The sequence below is a fragment of the Pseudomonas sp. HY13-MNA-CIBAN-0226 genome (assembly GCF_040310305.1).
Taxonomy (GTDB): Bacteria; Pseudomonadota; Gammaproteobacteria; order Pseudomonadales; family Pseudomonadaceae; genus Aquipseudomonas; species Aquipseudomonas gregormendelii.
The window spans coordinates 12,626-30,572 of record NZ_JBEOPS010000011.1 but is presented as its reverse complement, the minus strand read 5'-3'; the positions used below and the strand labels follow the sequence as shown (position 1 = coordinate 30,572).

Here is a 17,947-nt window from a genome sequence, read left to right as displayed (position 1 = left end):
GAATGGAGAAGGATGCAGACGAGTGGTGGCAAATGGATATAACTTTGATGTCTTAAGGGTGAAATAATTATGACAAATGCGTCTGAAGAATTTTCCTGCGCCAGCTAAGTTATGTCTTCCCTATTTCTTTGCCTTGTTTCCTGGAGTTTTCATGAACACCGCCGCATTGCGCGAGCAGATCCAAAAAGCCCAACAGCACGAAGCCGAGACTGGCTTGCTGACTCGTCAGCTGGAAAGCAAACTGCCACATCTGCACCCGTCCATCCAGCTGCCGGAGACGGACGCCAAGGGTGTGCTCACTCGTTTTGTTGCGGCCTACATTGACGAGGTGCCTGACCTGCTGGATGCAGCCAACGAAGTGGCCAAGGAAGCGGGTATCCAGTCGCAGATCACCCCAGTGTTGAAAATCGCCGAGCAGTATTTCCTCCAGCCGCCCGCCATCATGGCCGGCCACATCGGGCTCGACAGCCTGCTGGATGAAGCGTACCTGGCACATCGCTTTGTCGAAGAGGTCAATGACCTGTACATCAAGCATCTTGGCCAGCCCTTGATCCCATTGGACATGACTGTTGCCAACCTGATCGCCCACCAGTTGATCGGTGAGGAATTTGCCAACCAGCTGGACGAGGCCGTGCATCACGCGCTCGACGAAATGCTCGACGACCAGAGTTTTGCACTGGAGTCGGTTGAAGCCTATCGCGAGAAGCTCAGCAGCCCGCACACTGGCGCCGCGTGGAAACGCTGGCCGTGCATGTCGCGCCGGTTAGGCGTGGGCCTGGACCTGGATCAGCCTGCGGCTTAACCGTAATACTTGAAAGATCGCAGCCTCCGGCAGCTCCTACGGAATGCACACAGGTCCAATGTAGGAGCTGCCGAAGGCTGCGATCTTTTGCTTTAGACCCCTGCAGACCCTACGCCAGTAGTGGTCCGTAAACGCCCTTCCAGCCTGCGCTTCAACCCACGCGCCTCGATCAGCAGCTTCGAACCCTTCGCCGCATTGGCTCGTCCCCACTCTTCGAGCAGTTCCAGGCACGAGTGATCGATGTAGCTCAGGTTATTGAGCGGCACGTGCACAGTCGCGCCCGGCGGGATAGTCCCCAGCACCTGCGTCAGCGCCGGTACCTTCAGAAAGGTCGCGGCACCGCTCAAGCGCAACTCCATCTCGCCATCGGCAGGCAGGTCGATCAGGCTGATCTTCAAGCGCGAAGCTTTCCACGCCAGCTTCGCCAGCGTCAGGCCAAAGCCGATCAACACGCCGGTCAGCAGGTCGGTGAAGACAATCGCCAATGCGGTCGCCGCATAGGTGAACATCGGCATCCTGCCGTAACGCCCCAGGCCGCGAAACGCCTTGAGGTCGACCAGTTTGAAACCGGTGTAAACCAGAACGCCCGCCAGGCTCGCTACCGGAATGCTCTGCAGCACACTGGAGAGCAACAGGACGAAAGCCAGCAACCATAGCCCGTGGAAAATCGTCGACAATCGCGTGGTCGCGCCGGCTTGCACGTTGGCCGAGCTCCGCACGATCACGCCGGTCATTGGCAACGCACCCAGCAGGCCGCAGAGCATGTTGCCCACACCTTGGGCAGACAGCTCCCGATCGAAGTCAGAGCGCTGGCCACTGTGCATGCGGTCGACGGCGGCGGCGGAGAGCAAGGTTTCGGCGCTGGCGATAAATGCCACGGCAAACGCGGCGATCAGCAGGGTGGGGTCGGCCAGGTTGAGCAAGTCCGCCGGCTTCAGCCAGTCGATCGCTTCCGCGAGGTTAGCCGGGACTTCCACTCGTTTGACCTGCAAGGCCAACACCAGGCTGGCCCCGGTTGCCAGCCCTACACCGAGCAAGGCGCCAGGTATGAAGCGCAGTGAGTGCGGACGAAATTTTTCCCACAGCCACATCACTGCAATCGTCCCCAGGCCGAGCAAACCAGCCTGCCAGCCCACCGATGGCAAAGCTTGCGCAACGGCTGCGGGGAAGGTGGCCAGGTTGTCCAGGCCGGAAGGTTTGGGCACGGCGTCGAGCATCACATGCACTTGGGACAATACGATCAGCACGCCAATGCCTGCGAGCATGCCGTAGACCACGGCGGGTGCCGTCACCCGAAACCAGCAGCCCAGTTTCAACCGACCGGCCACCAGTTGCAGGAAACCCGCTAAGAGCAGGATCGGCCCCAGCATGGCAATACCATGCTGACGCACGAGTTCGAAGACGAGTACCGCAAGCCCGGCGGCAGGACCGCTGACTTGCAAGGGGGAGCCGGCGAGCCAGCCTACAACCAGGCCGCCGATGATCCCGGTGATCAGGCCTTTGGCGGGTGGCAGGCCGGAAGCGATGGCGATACCCATGCACAAGGGCAGGGCCACCAGAAATACGATTACCGAAGCCAGCAGCTCCCGCGGCAGTGCAGCTTTGAGTTGCGCAGCACGCATGTTGATTCTCCCGACATTTCTTCAGGCGTGGCAAAGCCAGGCTGCTTATTCAGCGGCCGGCTTTGCTACACAGGGGTTTAGGAGGCGTTAGAAGCGCGCTTTGGGCGTCGCCACGGGGATCGGATGGCTGCCATCCAATGGCAGGAAACAACCTTTGTCCGCGTCGTAAGCTTTTATTTCGCTGGTTTCGATGTTGTAGACCCAGCCATGGATGAACAGTTGGCCGTTGGCCATGCGCGAAGCCACGGATGGGTGCGTGCGCAGGTGCTGGAGTTGCGCGATCACGTTCTCTTCAGTGAGGACATGCATGCTTTCGTTTTCGTCGGCGCAGTTGCAGTTCTCATGAACCATGGTTTTCGCCACTTCTGCGTGCCGCAGCCAGGCTTTGACCGTCGGCATTTTTTCCAGGCTATCGGGGTTCAACACTGCGCGCATGGCGCCGCAGTCGGAATGTCCGCAGATGATGATGTGCTGTACACCCAGCGCCAGTACCGCATATTCGATGGCAGTGGAAACGCCGCCGTTCATTTGCCCATAAGGTGGCACGACGTTGCCTACGTTACGGGTCACAAACAGATCGCCGGGCGCGCTTTGAGTAATCAGTTCAGGAACGATGCGCGAGTCGGCGCAAGCGATGAACATTGCCCGGGGACTTTGTGCCGTCGCGAGCTTTTTGAAGAGTTCTTCCTGCTGGGGGAAGACGTCGTGATGAAAATGCAAGAAGCCATCAACGATATGCTGCAGCGCTGCATCGGCAGACTCCGCTTCGGGTTGGGCGGAAGCCGACGCAGCCAGCGGCTGTTTATCCTTGTCACTCATAAATTCATCCTCTTGGGCGGAGTGGGGGAATTGTCCCGTGTTGTCCGATGTGAAGCCAGTGGCTGTTAAAAACATCCAGGCCAAGAAATCTCGACCCGTCAGTCACTCGATGAACAAGGTAGCCCGCGAAACTTAACTCAAACTGAATCAACCGCTCTAGAACATGTGTTCCAGGTCACAAAAAACGTGACTGGTGTGGTGGCCACATGCTTTGTGCCGCTTCAACAATAGGCTAATTCTCCCTAAATCAGCGACATTTGGCGACCCGGGGGACAGAAGGCACTGCAGTCCAGATCAAAACCTTCCCGACGATTGAGCCCCAGGCGTTTGATGGTCTTGGCGAAGCGCTGCGCCAGCAAGTCGGCAAAGGGGCCTTCGCCGCGCATTCGAGCGCCGAATCGACTGTCGTACAGCTCCCCTCCACGGCTTTGGCGGATCAGGCTCAATACATGCGCAGCTCGCTGAGGATAATGCGCGGCCAGCCATTCCTCGAATAAAGGTGCCACCTCCAGAGGCAGGCGCAACATCATGTAGGCTGCACTCTGGGCACCGGCTGCCTGCGCTTCGGTAAGCAGGCTTTCGAGTTCGCTGTCGTTGATCATTGGAATCATCGGCGAACACAGCACCCCTACAGGAATACCGGCGTCACGCATCACGCGGATTGCCCGCAGCCGGGCCTTCGGTGCTGCGGCGCGTGGCTCGAGAATGCGCTTGAGCTCATCGTCCAGCGTGGTCAGGCTGATCATCACCGCCACCAGCCGCTGCCGGGCGAGTTCGGTCAGCAGGTCCAGGTCTCGAAGAATCAGCGAACCCTTGGTGATGATGGTGACCGGATGGCGGTAGCGCAGCAAAACTTCCAGGGTTTTGCGGGTAATCCCGTGTTCGCGTTCGATCGGCTGGTACGGGTCGGTGTTGGAACCCAGGTTGATGGGGGCGCACTGATAGCCCCGTCGTGACAGCTGCTCTTCCAGCACGTCGGCGGCATTGGTCTTGGCGATCAGCCGGGTTTCGAAATCGAGTCCGGGCGACATGTCCCAATACGCATGGCTGGGCCGGGCATAGCAGTAAATGCAACCGTGTTCACACCCGCGGTAAGGGTTGATCGAGCGATCGAAAGGCAGGTCTGGGGAGTTGTTACGGGTGATGATGGTCTTCGCCGTTTCGAAGCGTACTTCCGTGCCTTGGGTGAGCGGTACTTCCTGGTACCAACCGTCGTCCTCGGCTATCGAACGGTTCGGTGCGAAACGATTGTGCGGGTTGGTGGCGGTGCCCCGGCCACGCGGCGGAAGTGGAGTAGCCATCGAAAACGTCTCTTGAGCTGTATGTCCATACAGTACATGGCGATGGCGCGTTCGACCAGTGCCATTGGGCGCCTGGCTATGATTGAGGGGGGCAGGTCATCTTGAGAAATATATCGCGGCTGGCGTGTTCATCAGAACTTTCAGTATGCTCCTGGTCCACGGAAGTGTTCAGACCCCAATTATTAAAAGGATTTAATAAATGTCTTTCTACAATCAGCGCGGCATCTTTCTTCAATTGCTGAGGCCTTCAGCCGTTAGTCCGATGGAAGTGCGGGTGTCCATGCAATTCGCGACAAAGGAGGAGGGCTATCATCCCGTAAATGGCGATAGAATCGATTACCTCTTGAAGTGCATCCAGCGTGAAGCCGTATCGAACGATGGCGGGATAACCTTCACCATGGGCCCAGCCCACTGCGATCTGGATGGCGACGGCGATTTCGACCCTCAGGACAAGGCCATTCTTCTGGCATTGGCTAAAGCGTATTCAAAAATCGTTAACCCCTGATGTAAGCATTACGCTGTTCTAACTATTTAAAAACGAATACTTGTCGAGCGGGTTCCCTGACTTTCGGCGCGAATCCTTGCGCCGTTTTTTTAATTCACGGTTCTTTGACAAATGCCTCACACATCATTGACTGGTCGGCAGTGAAACTGTGGTCAATTATCCACATCTGCCCCATGGTCGTTCGAGCATGTTCCTACCCAGTTTTTCACCTGCTGCATTTTTATGCTTTCTGGTCGCAATTTTCGGTTTCTCCTACGCTCATGCCGAAGACACGGGGTCGACGCGTCCGGAAGAATGGGCGCAACCGGTGGAAATTCGGTACAACCTGTTTCAGATGACGCCGACGCTATACCGAAGCGCGTTGCCAGATCGAGAGGCAGTGCCTCTACTGGGACGGCTCAAGGTAGCCACGGTCATTAACTTTCTGCCCGAGCCAGATTTGGGCTGGTTGTCGTCACCTGGAGTCACCCAGGTACAACTGCCGTATCGGACTAATCACGTCGATGATGCGGATGTACTTAAGGTGCTTCGAACTATCCGCGATGCAGAAAGCAAGGGGTCTGTGCTGATGCACTGCAAGCATGGCTCCGATCGCACCGGTTTGATGGCGGCGATGTATCGAGTCGTCATCCAGGGGTGGAGCAAGGAGGAGGCCCTGGATGAAATGACCCAAGGCGGCTTCGGAGACAATTCCCATTACCGCGATGGTGTGCGTTACATCCTGCAGGCCGATACTGGCAAACTGCGTACGGCATTGGCCAATGGTGATTGCAGCACCAGCCCTTTCGCTGCTTGCTCGATGAAGAGTTGGCTCAAGTCGGCAAATGTAGAATAAACGCGCGCTGGGGGAGCAGTGCCACCCCATTCCCATTCACGGGTAAAGGGTGGCGGTAACTCACTGTTGCTCGTCAGGCTTCTTTTTCAATTTTGGATTCGGGAAAAACTGCACCGCCTGAACTTTCGCGTCCGCGACTTTCAGTGCTGAAGTGTTGACCCGAGTGCCCAATTCCCTGGGCACTGACAAGCCTTGTTCATTGAGGGTGTCGGCATAACCGCAGGCCACACATTCTCGATGGGGAACGTCGTTTTCGCTCCACATCATCAGCTTGTCCGGCTCGCTACAAGCCGGGCAAACTGCGCCGGCGATGAAGCGTCTCTTGGTAATCACAGGCCCCTCGCTCATGCTGCTGCGTCCTCACTCAGGCCGCTGTGGCGCAAGAGTGCGTCAATCGATGGCTCACGGCCACGGAAGTCGACGAACAGCACCATAGGCTCCTGGGAACCGCCGCGTGCCAGGATCGCCTCGCGGAAGGCGCGACCGGTTTGTTCATTGAGTACGCCGTCTTCTTCAAATTTGGAGAAAGCGTCGGCGGACAACACTTCAGCCCACTTGTAGCTGTAGTAACCCGCCGCGTATCCGCCGGCGAAGATGTGCGCGAAGCTGTTGGGGAAGCGGTTGTAGGCCGGTGGACGCATCACCGAGACTTCGTCACGCACCCCTTCGAGTACTTGCAGTACGCTGCGGCCATCACCGTGGGTGGCGTGCAGCTCGAAATCGAACAGCGAGAACTCCAGTTGACGGACCATCATCAGCCCGGACTGGAAGTTTTTCGCGGCCAGCATTTTTTCCAGCAGGTCCTGAGGCAGCGGTTCGCCGGTCTCGTAGTGACCCGAGATTAATGCCAGCCCTTGGGGCTCCCAGCACCAGTTCTCCATGAACTGGCTTGGCAGTTCGACCGCATCCCAGGCCACACCGTTGATGCCGGATACGCCGGCGTGTTCGACGCGGGTCAGCAGGTGGTGCAGACCGTGGCCGAATTCGTGGAACAGCGTGGTCACTTCATCGTGGGTCAACAGGGCTGGTTTGCCACTGTCGGCTGGCGTGAAGTTGCACACCAGGTTGGCCACGGGATTCTGTAGCAAACCGTCAGCGGTGCGACGACGATCACGGGCACCGTCCATCCAGGCTCCGCCGCGCTTGTTGGCGCGGGCATACAGGTCGAAGAAGAACCGGCCCACGTGCTGACCATTTTCCTTGATTTCGAACAGGCGTACATCCGGGTGCCAGGTGTCGAAACCTTTCTGCTCGGCGATCTCGATACCGTATAGGCGCTGCACGATTGCGAACAACCCGCTGAGTACTTTGTCGATCGGGAAATAGGCGCGAAGTGTTTCCTGGGCAACGCTGTAACGTTGTTCGCGCAGTTTTTCCCCATAGAAACCGCTGTCCCAGCTTTGCAGGTCCGGGCAGCCTTGTTCGGCGGCGTAGGCCTTGAGCTGTTCGAGGTCCTGGGCAGCGAAAGGCTTGCTGCGCTTGGCCAGGTCGCGCAGGAAGCTGATTACCTGGTCGCTGGACTCGGCCATTTTGGTGGCCAGGCTCAGTTCTGAAAAGCTGGCGAAGCCCAGCAGTTTGGCGAGCTCCTGGCGCAGGTCGAGGATTTCTTCCATGACCGGGCCGTTATCATTCTGGCCAGCATTCGGGCCCTGGTCCGAAGCACGGGTGCAGTAGGCGGCGTAGACTTCTTCACGCAGGGCGCGGTCGTGGGCGTAGGTCATCACCGCGTAGTAGCTCGGGAATTCCAGGCTGATCAACCAGCCATCCAGCCCCTTGGCCTGCGCGGCGGCGGCCATCTGCGCCTTGGCGGAATCCGTCAGGCCGGCCAGTTTGGCCTCATCGGTGACGTGCTTGGTCCACGCCTGGGTGGCGTCGAGCAACTGGTTTGAGAAGCGGCTGCCCAGCTCCGACAGCTTGCTCTGTACATCAGCGTAACGCTTCTGCTCGGCTTCGGGCAGGTCGATGCCCGACAGACGGAAGTCGCGCAGCGAGTGTTCCAGGATAGTTTTCTGCGCAACGTCAAATCCTTCAGCTTCCGGGCTGTTGGCCAGGGCTTCGAAGGCCTGGAACAACTCGCGATTCTGGCCCATCTCGGTGGAGTAGGCGCTCAAGGCTGGCAGGCAGGATTCGTAGGCTTCGCGCAATTCAGCGCTGTTGCACACCGCATTCAGGTGGCTGACAGGGCTCCAGGCGGCGCCCAGGCGATCGTTCAATTCGTCCATCGCCAACACCAGGCCGACCCAGGTCGGTTGTTTGCCCTGGGTCTTGAGGATCTCGATAATGGCGGCGCGGTTATCCGCCAGGATCTGTTCAATGGCCGGTTGCACGTGCTCGGCACGGATCGCGGAGAACGGCGGGAGGTCGTAGGACTGCAAAAGAGGGTTGTTCACGCTCACGGTTGGCACCTTGGCTGGAAGAAACATTGCCCCATCTTAATTACAATCGACGCCGACCGCAGCTATCAGCAACAGAGAGAGAGCCTATCGTGACGCTTCGCAAGTATCAGAACCACACGCCATCACTGGGCAGGGGCGCTTTTGTCGACAGTTCGGCGGTGGTTATCGGTGACGTCGAAATCGGCGAAGACAGTTCCGTCTGGCCGCTCACGGTGATTCGTGGCGACATGCACCGCATCCGCATTGGTGCGCGTACCAGCGTCCAGGATGGCTGCGTGCTGCACATCACCCATGCCGGCCCGTTTAATCCTGATGGCTTCCCGTTGCTGATCGGCGACGACGTGACCATCGCCCACAAGGTCATGCTTCACGGGTGCAGTGTGGGCAGCCGGGTGTTGATTGGCATGGGCAGTATTGTCATGGACGGCGCGGTGGTCGCCGATGATGTGATCATCGGCGCAGGCAGCCTGGTGCCTCCGGGAAAACGCCTGGAAAGCGGTTTTCTGTATGTCGGCAGCCCGGTGAAGCAGGTTCGTGAGCTGACTGACAAGGAGCGCGCTTTTTTCACCTACAGCGCGGCGAACTACGTGAAGCTCAAGGACCTGCACCTGGCTGAAGGCTACGACCAGCTCTGACCCGGCACACTCAACTCAGGATTGCACATGCATTACCAGAACGTTTTGTTCGACCTCGATGGCACGCTGACCGACCCTCGCGAGGGCATCACCCGCTCGATTCAGTTCGCCTTGGGCAAACTTGGGATCGATGAGCCCGATCTTTCCCGGCTTGAACACTTTATTGGTCCGCCATTGCTGCAGGCCTTCATGCAGTTTTACGACTTCGACGAGCCCAAGGCCTGGGAGGCGGTGAATTTTTACCGTGAGCGCTTCAAGGTCACCGGATTGTATGAAAACAGGGTCTTCGACGGGGTTACACCTCTGCTGGAAACCCTTGGCGGGCAGGGCCGCCAGCTGTATATCGCGACCTCCAAACCATGGATTTTCGCCCGTGAGATTGCCCGGCATTTTGATTTCGCCAAACATTTCAAGGTGATCTACGGCAGTGAACTGGACGGTACCCGCACCAATAAGGTCGAGCTGCTTGCTCACCTGATGGCCGAAGAAGGTCTGGACCCGACCACCACCCTGATGATCGGCGACCGCAAGCACGACCTCATCGGCGCGCGCAGCAACGGTCTGGATGCGGCTGCGGTGGGGTATGGTTTCGGCAGCCGTGAGGAGCTGAGTGCACAAACCCCTGCTTATCATTTTGAAACGCTGGATGAGCTGCATCAGGCGTTTTTGCGGGGTTAAACAGTACGCCATCGCTGTAAAGGCTTGCCCGCGATGGCGTACTTGCAGCGCAGCTGCAAATTCTCATGGTCCTGCCAACACCTTCAGCGCCGTCTTGCGCTCTGCCACTGGCAGTGCTCCGAGTTTCTCTGCGGCCGCATAAAAAGCAGGCCAGTCCCCATGCGCCTGCCGGAACAGCGCCTCGAACGCCGGCACCCATTGGTCATACAAGCCGAATGGCAGCAACCGGGCGTTGTTCAGCGGGGCGTTTATCCAGGCGTCATAGCGTTTGTCTCCTGCCCACTGGCTGTCGCGGATCTTGCGGTATTCAGCGCGTAACCGTTCAAATTCCGCCGCCTTGCGCTGGCGCATCTGTTCAGGTGTGAGAGGCAGGGTGTAGAGCTGTTCGAGTCGCGAGCGGGTCGCCAGTACCAGTTCGATGAATTGATCACGTTGCCGGGCTTGTGCGCCGTTATCCGGCGGCAGGCGACGCAAGGCGCGCCATTGCCTGGTGCCTTCCTGCTCCACGAATGTCGCCAATGACTCGTTGAATTCCGTGTCGTCTTTGACATAAAGACGTTGATGGGCGAGCTCGTGGAAGATCAACGTGGCCAGCCGCTCGTCGCCCCAATTCATCATGGAGCTGATGATCGGATCGTTGAACCAGCCGAGCGTCGAATAGGCCTCGACGCCGCCAATCGAAACGTCCATACCTTGCAGTCGCTGCAAGGCAGCCTCGCCGCGGGCTGCACCCTGGCTGTAGTAACCGCGATAGGCCACGCAGCCGGCAATCGGAAAGCAGTGATTTTGCGCTGCCAGGGAAAACTCCGGTGTGGCAAAGACGTTCCAGACCACAAACGGGCGACCGATGTCGGCATACAGGCGGTAACTCTGGTTGTCCGGCAGGCGCAGATGATCGCTGGCAAACGAGCGGGCCTTTTGCGACTGGGTCAGATGCGCGCGCAGCTGCTGATCGCGCCGGGGATCGGCGATCACCTCGGACACTGGCTCCCGAGCGCGCAACAGCTGCAACTGTCCGCTGGCCAATTGGCTGTAATAGCTGACGCTGGCGCAGCCATTGAGCAACAAAAGCAGCACACCCGGAAACAAAATGCGTAAAACGCGATCAAGTAACCCATGGCTTGGAAAAGGCCTGATCAAAATAAAATTATTCCTGGAAAGTCTGCCCGCAAGACTATCCCGCCGCACTGGAGCTCCGCTATGCGCAAATTGATGCTGACGGGCGGCCTGTTGATGCTGACAGGCTGTGCTGGATTCGGATTGCCTCATCACGATCCATCCCAGGCTTGGGTCGACCTCGACTCGCAGCAGGAAGACACCGCGCTGCAAGCATTGCAGGTCGATGCCAAAGCTTCCACAGACAAGCGTTACTTCGAGGTTGAGCCCGGCAGCCACGAATTGACCGTGCGTTATCAGTTTCCGGTCGACCCTGCCAACATCGGTCCTGACGCCGAGCCGTTGTGGCGCGATTGCCAACTGCATGTGAAATTCAAGGATTTCAACGCCGGCGAACGCTATCAGCTGCAAGCGGGCAACATCGGTTTCAGGCCATGGGCCAAGCTCTACGATCAACAGCGCAAAGTCGTAGGCCAAGGTGCACCGGCAGGCTGCCAGCGCACTTGATCGGCGCTATGCTGAATGTCCACGCCCAAGGACATCTATAATGCGCAGGTTGCTGCTATTGCTCGCCGCCAGTGTCGTCGCCGGTTGCCAAAGCCCGATGCCAGCCATCAATCCGCAGATGGCGTGGGTAGACTTCGCGACGCCGAGTCCTGGTGGCAAGTTGCTGATGGCCGAGCGCCTGGATAAGCAGCGGTTGCGCGATGGCCGCTTCTTCCAGGTCGCCCCCGGCAGTCATGAACTGCTGGTACGTTTCGACTTCGAGGTATTTGGCGGCGGCGGGAGCCTGATGACCGGGCCGGTAGAGCGCCTGTGTTACCTGACCATCAACTACGACCATTTCGAGGCTGGCCAGCGTTATCTGCTGGAGGCCCGGAATCTGGCGTTCACCCCCAGCGCCAGGTTGTACAACGCCAAGCGCGAGATCGTGGCCGAGGACCGGGAGGTCAACTGCCTGATGTAGTCGGATCAGTTATCGTTCTTTTGGTACACGATGGCTTTGGTGCCGTTTTCGCAGGTACCCACAACCATGGCCACGTCATGCTTCTCGGCTTCTTCCCGGGACACGATTTCAAGGGTGTAGGAAGGCACTGCATTGGCCTGGATCTTGATTTCGATCTCTTTCCTGAGTTCTTCGCAATCCTTGGGCGCCGCCATGGCCGAAGTCGCCAGTGCACCGCAGATGATCGCCAAGGCAAAACGTTTCATGTGAAGCTCCTTTTCTGGCAGCGCGCACGGTCGTGCGCTAGAGCTGCTGTCATTTATTCGACCACAGTTTGACCTGGCTGGTTTTGTTTCAGGACAAAAAAATCGCAGCCCATGGCCTCTTCTACCTGGGTAAAAGCGACTGCGGGCTGCGATCATTGTCACGCCTGGGCCAATTTAGCTCACCAGGGTCGCATCCAGAGTAATCTTGGCATTCAGCACTTTGGACACTGGGCAGCCTTCTTTGGCCTTATTGCTCAATTCTTCGAACTGCTCCTGGGTGGCGCCTGGGATCTTCGCCTTCAGGATCAATTTCACCGCCGTGATCGCAAACCCCCCATCAACCTGGTCCAGGGTCACTTCGGCGTTGGTATCGATGCTGTCAGCCTTGAGCCCGGCATCGCCGAGGATCATCGAAAAGGCCATGGAGAAACAACCTGCGTGTGCCGCACCGATTAATTCCTCCGGATTGGTACCTTTACCGCCTTCGAACCGGGCCTTGAAGCCATACGGAGCTTCGCGCAGTACGCCGGTTTCCGTGGAAATCGAGCCAATACCGGTTTTCAGGTCACCTTCCCAATGAGCCGATGCTTTCTTTGTGATAGCCATGTCTGCCTCCTCAAGATCGGGCGCGAATCGTCGCGCCTTCGTGGTTTTCGGTTGCTAGGGTTCTGAGGATAGACGCAGGTGCAAAGTTCACCCGATCTGAAAAGTCCTACTATTTTCGTAGGTTTTTTTGCCTTGGCTATTGAATCTCGGGTATATGCCCTCATTGCATGAATCACGCTTATGGATTCGGCAGGTTTTCGTTCGCAAGAAAAAACCTGCTCCCCCCGATTGGAGAAGCAGGTTTATGAAACGATTGACCGACGTAAAGTTTTCGACCCTGGACCTTGTACCTGTAAGGGAAAATGGCAGTGCGGCCCAGTCCCTGCGCAATTCCCTCGACCTGGCACAGCATGTCGAAAAGCTCGGCTACAACCGCTTTTGGGTGGCCGAACACCACAACATGGACGGCATCGCCAGTTCGGCCACCTCGGTTTTGCTGGGTTACCTGGCAGGTGGTACCTCGACCATTCGTGTCGGTTCCGGCGGCGTGATGCTGCCCAACCACGCGCCTCTGGTGATTGCCGAACAGTTCGGCACTCTGGAAAGTCTTTACCCCGGCCGTATCGACCTCGGTCTGGGGCGTGCGCCTGGCTCCGATCAAATGACCGCCCGTGCCCTGCGGCGGGAACGTTCCGGCAGCGCCGACGATTTCCCGTCTGACGTGGCGGAGCTGATGCGCTACCTGGGCCCCCGCACGCCGGATCAACGGATCATCGCCATGCCTGGCACGGGCACAAATGTTCCGGTGTGGCTGCTGGGTTCAAGCCTGTTCAGTGCGCAACTGGCCGGTGAACGCGGTTTGCCCTACGCCTTCGCTTCCCATTTCGCACCGCGCTTCATGCATGAGGCGATTCGCGTCTATCGCAATCATTTCAAGCCTTCTGCGGTGTTGGACAAGCCTTACGTGATGCTGGGCGTGCCATTGGTGGCTGCCGATACCGACGAGCAAGCCGATTACCTGGCGACGTCGGTCTACCAGCGAATCCTCGCGCTGATGCGGGGCCAGAGCCTTGTGCAGCGTCCACCGGTTAAAACCATGGACGGTCTGTGGTTGCCCCATGAGAAGGAGGCAGTGGCTGATTTCCTCGGCCTGGCGATGGTTGGCAGCCCGCAGAAAATTCGCGCCAAACTGGAGGTGCTGATCGAGCAAACCCAGGCGGATGAGCTGATCTTCACCTGCGACCTGTATGAACATGCCGATCGCGTGCATTCCTACGAGCTGTTGGCGCAGGTCATGAAAGGCTGACACTCAGACGCCAGGCGTAAAAAAGCCGACGCCATTGCGTCGGCTTTCAGTGCGGCGCAACCCGCTTATTTCTTGTAGACGATTTCCTTGGCGCCGCCTTCGCAGGTGCCAACAACCTGGCCGCCAGCCGCAGCGCCTTTATCGACAATTTCCAGCGAGTAACCAGAAACGCCCTTGGCATCGAGCTTCGCGGCGATTTCGGCTTTGAGCTCTTCGCAAGGTTTGCCAGCTGCGAATGCTGTACCGGCGAGGCTCAGCAGACCTACCGCCAAAATAAACTTCTTCATCGGATGCATTCTCTGGTCGGATAATAGGGGCACCCCGGTTTCACAGGGGTGCACTCATGTAGCGCTTTTGCCATTCCCTATGGCATTCGGCCAGCGCGCAAGTTCAGAAGACTAGCTCAAACTCAGCTGCTGGCAATCCGGAAGCCGACCTTGAGTGTTACCTGAAAATGCGCGGCCCGACCATTCTCGATATGCCCACGGGTCTCGGTCACTTCAAACCATTCCAGGTGCTTGATGGTCTTGCTTGCTTCGGCCAGTGCGTTGTTGATCGCGTCTTCGATGCTGGTGGCAGATGAGCCGACCAGTTCGACTTTTTTGTACGTATGGTGATCAGTCATGGCGTTCTCCTTGGGGTATGAAATACAGACTAGCAGTGAATTTTCGTATTACTTCTGTCGGTCAACTCGATACAGAAGTTCAGATTTACTGCACTTTCTCAAACGGCTGTAGTCCCAACCAACACACGCCACTCATCATCAATGCAGGAGAGCCACCATGGCCAACACCTCTTTACGTAAAGCCTCATTGCAAAGCATGGAAGCCGAGATCGAGAGTCTTCTGAAGTCTTTGGAAAGCCTGAAGGACGACGCCTCGGACGAGTCGCGCAAAACCCTGAAAGTCTTGAAAGCCAACGCTGAGAGCGCGCTGAAGCACTCGCGCCACCTGCTTAGCGATGCCTACGAAGAAGTCAAAGTCAAAACCCGTGAAACCGGGATTGCCACTCGTGACTACGCTCAGGAACACCCTTGGACCACAGCCGGTGTCGCTGTCGGTGCACTGGGTTTGCTGGCCGCTTATCTGCTGTGCAAACGTGGTGACTAATCCGCTTGGCGCAGCTCGTTTTTAAGCCACTGCGCCAACTGCCTGGCGCGCCCGTCTGCGGCGCGCTTGGGTAACCACAACGCCAGTTGCGCCGTCGTTTCAGTGAAACCCCATGGCGCAACCAGGCGACCCGCCTTCAAGTCTTCGATCACCAGCGGTTCGGGTGCAATTGCCACGCCCAGCCCTGCTACTGCCGCCTCCAGCAAATAATACAAATGCTCAAAACCCTGTCCGTACGTCAGCGCCTTGGCGTTGAGGTCGCTTTGCTGTGCCCAGCTTGGCCATGCTTGCGGGCGGGAGGTGGTGTGCAATAACGGCTCACCGAGCAGTGCGCTGGCCGGCGCATTCTGCAAATGTGCATAACCGGTGAAGCGCGGGCTCATCACCGGGCCGATCCGTTCACTGGCCAGGGCATACACCTGCATGTCCGTTGGCCAGGGTGGCTCGGCGAATACCAACAAGGCATCCAGCCCGGGGCGCCGTGGATCGAGGTCACCTTCGCCCGCTGAAAGGTGCAGGCGCAGGTCCGGCAGGTCTGCATTCAGTCGACCCAGGCGCGGAATGAACCAGCGCGCCAACAGGCTCCCCGAACAGCCCAGCACGAAAGGCGCGTCGGCGGTGCTTTGAGTCAACTCTGCGCAAACTGTCCGCAAGCGCTCGAACGCTTCACTGCTGGCATCGCGCAGTCGAACGCCTGCATCTGTGAGTTTCAAGCCACGACCGTCCTTGATGAACAGGCTGACGCCCAGATGCTCCTCGAGTACCTTCAATTGCCGGCTAACTGCCCCGTGGGTGACGTGCAACTGCTCGGCAGCCTGGCTCACGCTGTTCAGGCGCGCAGTGGCCTCGAAGGCGCGAAGGGCATTTAACGGCGGGAGGTCATGGCTCATGGGATATGTGAGTTTTCCTGACAGGTTGTAGCGATCTTATCGGTTTTCAGTGCAGGGCGTCAGGGGTAAAGTGAGCGTCATTGTCATCACACGAATTCAACTGGAGCAACTCATGACCCAGACCAATCTGCGCAGTGGCCCCGATGCCAGCGGCCTGTTCGGCGGCTTCGGCGGCCGTTACGTTGCTGAAACCTTGATGCCGTTGATCCTCGAGCTGGCCCGTGAATATGAACTGGCCAAGGAAGATCCGGCCTTCAAGGAGGAGCTGGCGTACTTCCAGCGCGACTACGTCGGTCGTCCGAGCCCGCTCTACTACGCCGAGCGTCTCACTGAGTTCTGTGGCGGTGCGAAAATCTATCTCAAGCGCGAAGAGCTGAACCACACTGGCGCGCATAAGATCAACAACTGCATTGGCCAGATCCTGCTGGCGCGGCGCATGGGCAAGAAACGCATTATTGCCGAGACCGGTGCCGGCATGCACGGCGTGGCGACTGCCACGGTCGCGGCGCGTTTCGGTCTGGACTGCGTGATCTACATGGGCACTACTGACATCGAGCGTCAGCAGGCCAACGTGTTCCGCATGAAGCTGCTGGGTGCCGAAGTCATTCCAGTCGTTGCCGGTACCGGCACTTTGAAAGACGCGATGAACGAGGCGCTGCGCGATTGGGTGACCAACGTCGATAGCACTTTCTACCTGATCGGCACGGTGGCTGGCCCGCACCCTTACCCTGCCATGGTGCGTGATTTCCAGGCCGTCATCGGCAAGGAAACCCGGGACCAGCTGCAAGCCCAGGAAGGCCGCCTGCCAGACAGCCTGGTGGCGTGCATCGGCGGTGGTTCCAACGCGATGGGCCTGTTCCACCCGTTCCTCGATGACCAGAGCGTGGAAATCATCGGCGTTGAAGCGGCCGGTCACGGGATCGAAACCGGCAAGCACGCGGCAAGCCTCAACGGTGGGGTTCCAGGTGTGTTGCACGGCAACCGCACCTTCCTGCTGCAGGACGATGACGGCCAGATCATCGACGCTCACTCGATTTCCGCTGGCCTGGATTATCCCGGTATCGGTCCGGAACACGCCTGGTTGCATGACATCGGCCGCGTGCAGTACACCTCCGTGACTGACGACGAAGCCCTGGGTGCATTTCATAAGTGCTGCCGCCTGGAAGGGATCATTCCTGCACTGGAAAGCGCCCACGCCCTGGCTGAAGTCTTCAAGCGTGCGCCGAAGTTGCCAAAAGATCATTTGATGGTGATCAACCTGTCCGGCCGTGGCGACAAAGACATGCAGACTGTGATGCACCACATGGAGCAGTCCCAACACATGCAATCCAAGCAGGAGAAACACTGATGAGCCGCCTGCAAACGCGTTTTGCCGAACTCAAGGAACAGAATCGCGCTGCCCTGGTGACCTTCGTCACCGCCGGCGACCCAAGCTATGACACTTCGCTGGCGATCCTCAAGGGGCTGCCTGGCGCGGGTGCCGACGTTATCGAACTGGGCATGCCGTTTACCGACCCGATGGCCGATGGCCCGGCGATCCAGCTGGCCAACATTCGTGCCTTGGGCGCTAAACAGAACCTGGCGAAAACCCTGCAGATGGTTCGCGAGTTCCGTGAAGGCAATGCTGAGACCCCGCTAGTGTTGATGGGCTACTTCAACCCGATCCACATGTATGGCGTGCCGCAGTTCATTGAAGACGCCAAGGCTGCCGGCGTGGATGGCCTGATCGTGGTTGACCTGCCGCCTGAGCATAACGGTGAGTTGTGCGATCCGGCACAGGCTGCCGGCCTGGATTTCATCCGCCTGACCACGCCGACTACTGATGATGTGCGCCTGCCAACGGTGCTGAACGGCAGCTCCGGTTTCGTGTACTACGTGTCGGTAGCCGGTGTGACCGGTGCGGGCGCGGCGACCCTGGAACACGTGGAAGAGGCTGTTGCTCGCCTGCGACGCCATACCGACCTGCCGATCAGCATTGGTTTCGGCATCCGCACGCCAGAGCAGGCGGCGGCGATCGCGCGTCTTGCGGACGGTGTAGTGGTGGGTTCGGCACTGATCGATCACATTGCCAATGCCTCCACACCTGACCAGGCGATCGACGGCGTACTGAGCCTTTGCGCAGCCTTGTCCGAAGGCGTGCGCAAGGCTCGAGTCTGACGCCTGTCAGCGGCTTTT

At 58.4% G+C, this 17,947-nt stretch carries 22 protein-coding genes; 11 read left to right on the top strand and 11 right to left on the bottom strand.

The genetic code is table 11. The features are described from left to right. The first annotated feature begins 151 nt into the window (after positions 1-151). Complete coding sequence (locus AAEZ05_RS13695) at positions 152-802, top strand: hypothetical protein (RefSeq protein ID WP_045059096.1); 651 nt, start codon at positions 152-154, stop codon at positions 800-802. A 92-nt stretch (positions 803-894) separates the two neighbouring features. Here AAEZ05_RS13695 and AAEZ05_RS13690 read toward each other — a convergent pair whose 3' ends face one another. From AAEZ05_RS13690 to AAEZ05_RS13680, 3 genes are all read right to left on the bottom strand, one after another. Beyond that, complete coding sequence (locus AAEZ05_RS13690) at positions 895-2,424, bottom strand: SulP family inorganic anion transporter (protein WP_350647757.1); 1,530 nt, start codon at positions 2,422-2,424, stop codon at positions 895-897. An 87-nt stretch (positions 2,425-2,511) separates the two neighbouring features. Then, positions 2,512-3,243, bottom strand: a complete 732-nt coding sequence (locus AAEZ05_RS13685; RefSeq protein ID WP_045059094.1) for a carbonic anhydrase — start codon at positions 3,241-3,243, stop codon at positions 2,512-2,514. A gap of 242 nt (positions 3,244-3,485) precedes the next feature. Next, complete coding sequence (locus tag AAEZ05_RS13680) at positions 3,486-4,544, bottom strand: PA0069 family radical SAM protein (RefSeq protein ID WP_350647755.1); 1,059 nt, start codon at positions 4,542-4,544, stop codon at positions 3,486-3,488. A 199-nt stretch (positions 4,545-4,743) separates the two neighbouring features. Between AAEZ05_RS13680 and AAEZ05_RS13675 the strand changes: the two genes are divergently transcribed. Beyond that, positions 4,744-5,049: a hypothetical protein gene (locus tag AAEZ05_RS13675; protein ID WP_350647753.1), complete on the top strand. Its 306-nt coding sequence runs from the start codon at positions 4,744-4,746 to the stop codon at positions 5,047-5,049. 187 nt (positions 5,050-5,236) lie between these two features. Further along, positions 5,237-5,884 (top strand): phosphatase domain-containing protein, encoded by a 648-nt coding sequence (locus AAEZ05_RS13670; protein ID WP_350647751.1) that lies wholly within the window; start codon positions 5,237-5,239, stop codon positions 5,882-5,884. A gap of 60 nt (positions 5,885-5,944) precedes the next feature. Here the strand turns inward: AAEZ05_RS13670 and AAEZ05_RS13665 are convergent, their stop codons facing one another. Together AAEZ05_RS13665 and prlC are read right to left on the bottom strand one after the other, a co-directional pair. Beyond that, positions 5,945-6,232, bottom strand: coding sequence for a YheV family putative zinc ribbon protein (locus tag AAEZ05_RS13665; RefSeq protein WP_045059090.1), 288 nt, complete (start codon positions 6,230-6,232; stop codon positions 5,945-5,947). Next, positions 6,229-8,307 carry an oligopeptidase A gene (gene prlC / locus AAEZ05_RS13660; RefSeq protein WP_177328540.1) on the bottom strand — a complete coding sequence of 693 codons (2,079 nt, stop codon included), beginning with the start codon at positions 8,305-8,307 and terminating at the stop codon, positions 6,229-6,231. The genes AAEZ05_RS13665 and prlC overlap by 4 nt, the downstream gene beginning before the upstream one ends. Before the next feature lie 62 nt (positions 8,308-8,369). On the opposite strand from prlC, the gene AAEZ05_RS13655 reads away from it, so the two are divergent. Both AAEZ05_RS13655 and AAEZ05_RS13650 read left to right on the top strand, forming a co-directional pair. Then, complete coding sequence (locus AAEZ05_RS13655) at positions 8,370-8,915, top strand: gamma carbonic anhydrase family protein (RefSeq protein WP_350647748.1); 546 nt, start codon at positions 8,370-8,372, stop codon at positions 8,913-8,915. A gap of 27 nt (positions 8,916-8,942) precedes the next feature. Then, entirely contained in the window at positions 8,943-9,593 is a 651-nt protein-coding gene (locus AAEZ05_RS13650; protein WP_205893949.1) for an HAD family hydrolase, read from the top strand. Between the two features lie 63 nt (positions 9,594-9,656). Here the strand turns inward: AAEZ05_RS13650 and AAEZ05_RS13645 are convergent, their stop codons facing one another. After that, positions 9,657-10,733, bottom strand: coding sequence for an aminopeptidase (locus tag AAEZ05_RS13645; protein ID WP_350647745.1), 1,077 nt, complete (start codon positions 10,731-10,733; stop codon positions 9,657-9,659). A 60-nt stretch (positions 10,734-10,793) separates the two neighbouring features. On the opposite strand from AAEZ05_RS13645, the gene AAEZ05_RS13640 reads away from it, so the two are divergent. Together AAEZ05_RS13640 and AAEZ05_RS13635 are read left to right on the top strand one after the other, a co-directional pair. Beyond that, a complete protein-coding gene (locus AAEZ05_RS13640) occupies positions 10,794-11,216 on the top strand; it encodes a PA0061/PA0062 family lipoprotein (protein ID WP_122840854.1) in 423 nt (140 codons plus the stop codon). A 40-nt stretch (positions 11,217-11,256) separates the two neighbouring features. After that, complete coding sequence (locus AAEZ05_RS13635; RefSeq protein ID WP_201147186.1) at positions 11,257-11,676, top strand: PA0061/PA0062 family lipoprotein; 420 nt, start codon at positions 11,257-11,259, stop codon at positions 11,674-11,676. Between the two features lie 5 nt (positions 11,677-11,681). Here AAEZ05_RS13635 and AAEZ05_RS13630 read toward each other — a convergent pair whose 3' ends face one another. Then, positions 11,682-11,921, bottom strand: coding sequence for a DUF1161 domain-containing protein (locus AAEZ05_RS13630; protein WP_045059084.1), 240 nt, complete (start codon positions 11,919-11,921; stop codon positions 11,682-11,684). A gap of 174 nt (positions 11,922-12,095) precedes the next feature. After that, on the bottom strand, positions 12,096-12,527 hold the full coding sequence (locus AAEZ05_RS13625; RefSeq protein WP_205893951.1) for an OsmC family protein: 432 nt from the start codon (positions 12,525-12,527) through the stop codon (positions 12,096-12,098). A 244-nt stretch (positions 12,528-12,771) separates the two neighbouring features. On the opposite strand from AAEZ05_RS13625, the gene AAEZ05_RS13620 reads away from it, so the two are divergent. Then, the gene (locus AAEZ05_RS13620; protein WP_350647743.1) at positions 12,772-13,773 is read left to right on the top strand and encodes an LLM class flavin-dependent oxidoreductase; all 1,002 of its coding nucleotides are present in this window, start codon (positions 12,772-12,774) and stop codon (positions 13,771-13,773) included. 65 nt (positions 13,774-13,838) lie between these two features. Here the strand turns inward: AAEZ05_RS13620 and AAEZ05_RS13615 are convergent, their stop codons facing one another. Both AAEZ05_RS13615 and AAEZ05_RS13610 read right to left on the bottom strand, forming a co-directional pair. Beyond that, the gene (locus AAEZ05_RS13615) at positions 13,839-14,060 is read right to left on the bottom strand and encodes a DUF1161 domain-containing protein (RefSeq protein ID WP_045059081.1); all 222 of its coding nucleotides are present in this window, start codon (positions 14,058-14,060) and stop codon (positions 13,839-13,841) included. A gap of 122 nt (positions 14,061-14,182) precedes the next feature. Further along, positions 14,183-14,398: a dodecin gene (locus AAEZ05_RS13610; RefSeq protein ID WP_045059080.1), complete on the bottom strand. Its 216-nt coding sequence runs from the start codon at positions 14,396-14,398 to the stop codon at positions 14,183-14,185. Positions 14,399-14,555: 157 nt separating this feature from the next. Here AAEZ05_RS13610 and AAEZ05_RS13605 point away from each other — a divergent pair, with 157 nt between their 5' ends. Continuing rightward, positions 14,556-14,882 (top strand): ElaB/YgaM/YqjD family protein, encoded by a 327-nt coding sequence (locus tag AAEZ05_RS13605; RefSeq protein ID WP_045059079.1) that lies wholly within the window; start codon positions 14,556-14,558, stop codon positions 14,880-14,882. Here the strand turns inward: AAEZ05_RS13605 and AAEZ05_RS13600 are convergent. Next, a complete protein-coding gene (locus AAEZ05_RS13600) occupies positions 14,879-15,772 on the bottom strand; it encodes a LysR family transcriptional regulator (protein ID WP_045059078.1) in 894 nt (297 codons plus the stop codon). The two genes, AAEZ05_RS13605 and AAEZ05_RS13600, sit on opposite strands and share 4 nt — an antisense overlap. 112 nt (positions 15,773-15,884) lie before the next feature. On the opposite strand from AAEZ05_RS13600, the gene trpB reads away from it, so the two are divergent. Both trpB and trpA read left to right on the top strand, forming a co-directional pair. After that, entirely contained in the window at positions 15,885-17,120 is a 1,236-nt protein-coding gene (gene trpB, locus AAEZ05_RS13595; RefSeq protein ID WP_045059077.1) for a tryptophan synthase subunit beta, read from the top strand. Next, positions 17,120-17,929 (top strand): tryptophan synthase subunit alpha, encoded by an 810-nt coding sequence (gene trpA, locus AAEZ05_RS13590; protein ID WP_045059076.1) that lies wholly within the window; start codon positions 17,120-17,122, stop codon positions 17,927-17,929. The genes trpB and trpA overlap by 1 nt, the downstream gene beginning before the upstream one ends. The last annotated feature ends 18 nt before the right edge of the window (positions 17,930-17,947 follow it).

What these genes read in the sequence shown, in the direction of transcription:
- AAEZ05_RS13695 (WP_045059096.1), top strand. Translation starts at nt 152, where the DNA reads ATGAACACCGCCGCATTGCGCGAGCAGATCCAAAAAGCCCAACAGCAC.
- AAEZ05_RS13690 (WP_350647757.1), bottom strand. Translation starts at nt 2,424, where the DNA reads ATGCGTGCTGCGCAACTCAAAGCTGCACTGCCGCGGGAGCTGCTGGCT.
- AAEZ05_RS13685 (WP_045059094.1), bottom strand. Translation starts at nt 3,243, where the DNA reads ATGAGTGACAAGGATAAACAGCCGCTGGCTGCGTCGGCTTCCGCCCAA.
- AAEZ05_RS13680 (WP_350647755.1), bottom strand. Translation starts at nt 4,544, where the DNA reads ATGGCTACTCCACTTCCGCCGCGTGGCCGGGGCACCGCCACCAACCCG.
- AAEZ05_RS13675 (WP_350647753.1), top strand. Translation starts at nt 4,744, where the DNA reads ATGTCTTTCTACAATCAGCGCGGCATCTTTCTTCAATTGCTGAGGCCT.
- AAEZ05_RS13670 (WP_350647751.1), top strand. Translation starts at nt 5,237, where the DNA reads ATGTTCCTACCCAGTTTTTCACCTGCTGCATTTTTATGCTTTCTGGTC.
- AAEZ05_RS13665 (WP_045059090.1), bottom strand. Translation starts at nt 6,232, where the DNA reads ATGAGCGAGGGGCCTGTGATTACCAAGAGACGCTTCATCGCCGGCGCA.
- prlC (WP_177328540.1), bottom strand. Translation starts at nt 8,307, where the DNA reads ATGTTTCTTCCAGCCAAGGTGCCAACCGTGAGCGTGAACAACCCTCTT.
- AAEZ05_RS13650 (WP_205893949.1), top strand. Translation starts at nt 8,943, where the DNA reads ATGCATTACCAGAACGTTTTGTTCGACCTCGATGGCACGCTGACCGAC.
- AAEZ05_RS13640 (WP_122840854.1), top strand. Translation starts at nt 10,794, where the DNA reads ATGCGCAAATTGATGCTGACGGGCGGCCTGTTGATGCTGACAGGCTGT.
- AAEZ05_RS13635 (WP_201147186.1), top strand. Translation starts at nt 11,257, where the DNA reads ATGCGCAGGTTGCTGCTATTGCTCGCCGCCAGTGTCGTCGCCGGTTGC.
- AAEZ05_RS13630 (WP_045059084.1), bottom strand. Translation starts at nt 11,921, where the DNA reads ATGAAACGTTTTGCCTTGGCGATCATCTGCGGTGCACTGGCGACTTCG.
- AAEZ05_RS13625 (WP_205893951.1), bottom strand. Translation starts at nt 12,527, where the DNA reads ATGGCTATCACAAAGAAAGCATCGGCTCATTGGGAAGGTGACCTGAAA.
- AAEZ05_RS13620 (WP_350647743.1), top strand. Translation starts at nt 12,772, where the DNA reads ATGAAACGATTGACCGACGTAAAGTTTTCGACCCTGGACCTTGTACCT.
- AAEZ05_RS13615 (WP_045059081.1), bottom strand. Translation starts at nt 14,060, where the DNA reads ATGAAGAAGTTTATTTTGGCGGTAGGTCTGCTGAGCCTCGCCGGTACA.
- AAEZ05_RS13610 (WP_045059080.1), bottom strand. Translation starts at nt 14,398, where the DNA reads ATGACTGATCACCATACGTACAAAAAAGTCGAACTGGTCGGCTCATCT.
- AAEZ05_RS13605 (WP_045059079.1), top strand. Translation starts at nt 14,556, where the DNA reads ATGGCCAACACCTCTTTACGTAAAGCCTCATTGCAAAGCATGGAAGCC.
- AAEZ05_RS13600 (WP_045059078.1), bottom strand. Translation starts at nt 15,772, where the DNA reads ATGAGCCATGACCTCCCGCCGTTAAATGCCCTTCGCGCCTTCGAGGCC.
- trpB (WP_045059077.1), top strand. Translation starts at nt 15,885, where the DNA reads ATGACCCAGACCAATCTGCGCAGTGGCCCCGATGCCAGCGGCCTGTTC.
- trpA (WP_045059076.1), top strand. Translation starts at nt 17,120, where the DNA reads ATGAGCCGCCTGCAAACGCGTTTTGCCGAACTCAAGGAACAGAATCGC.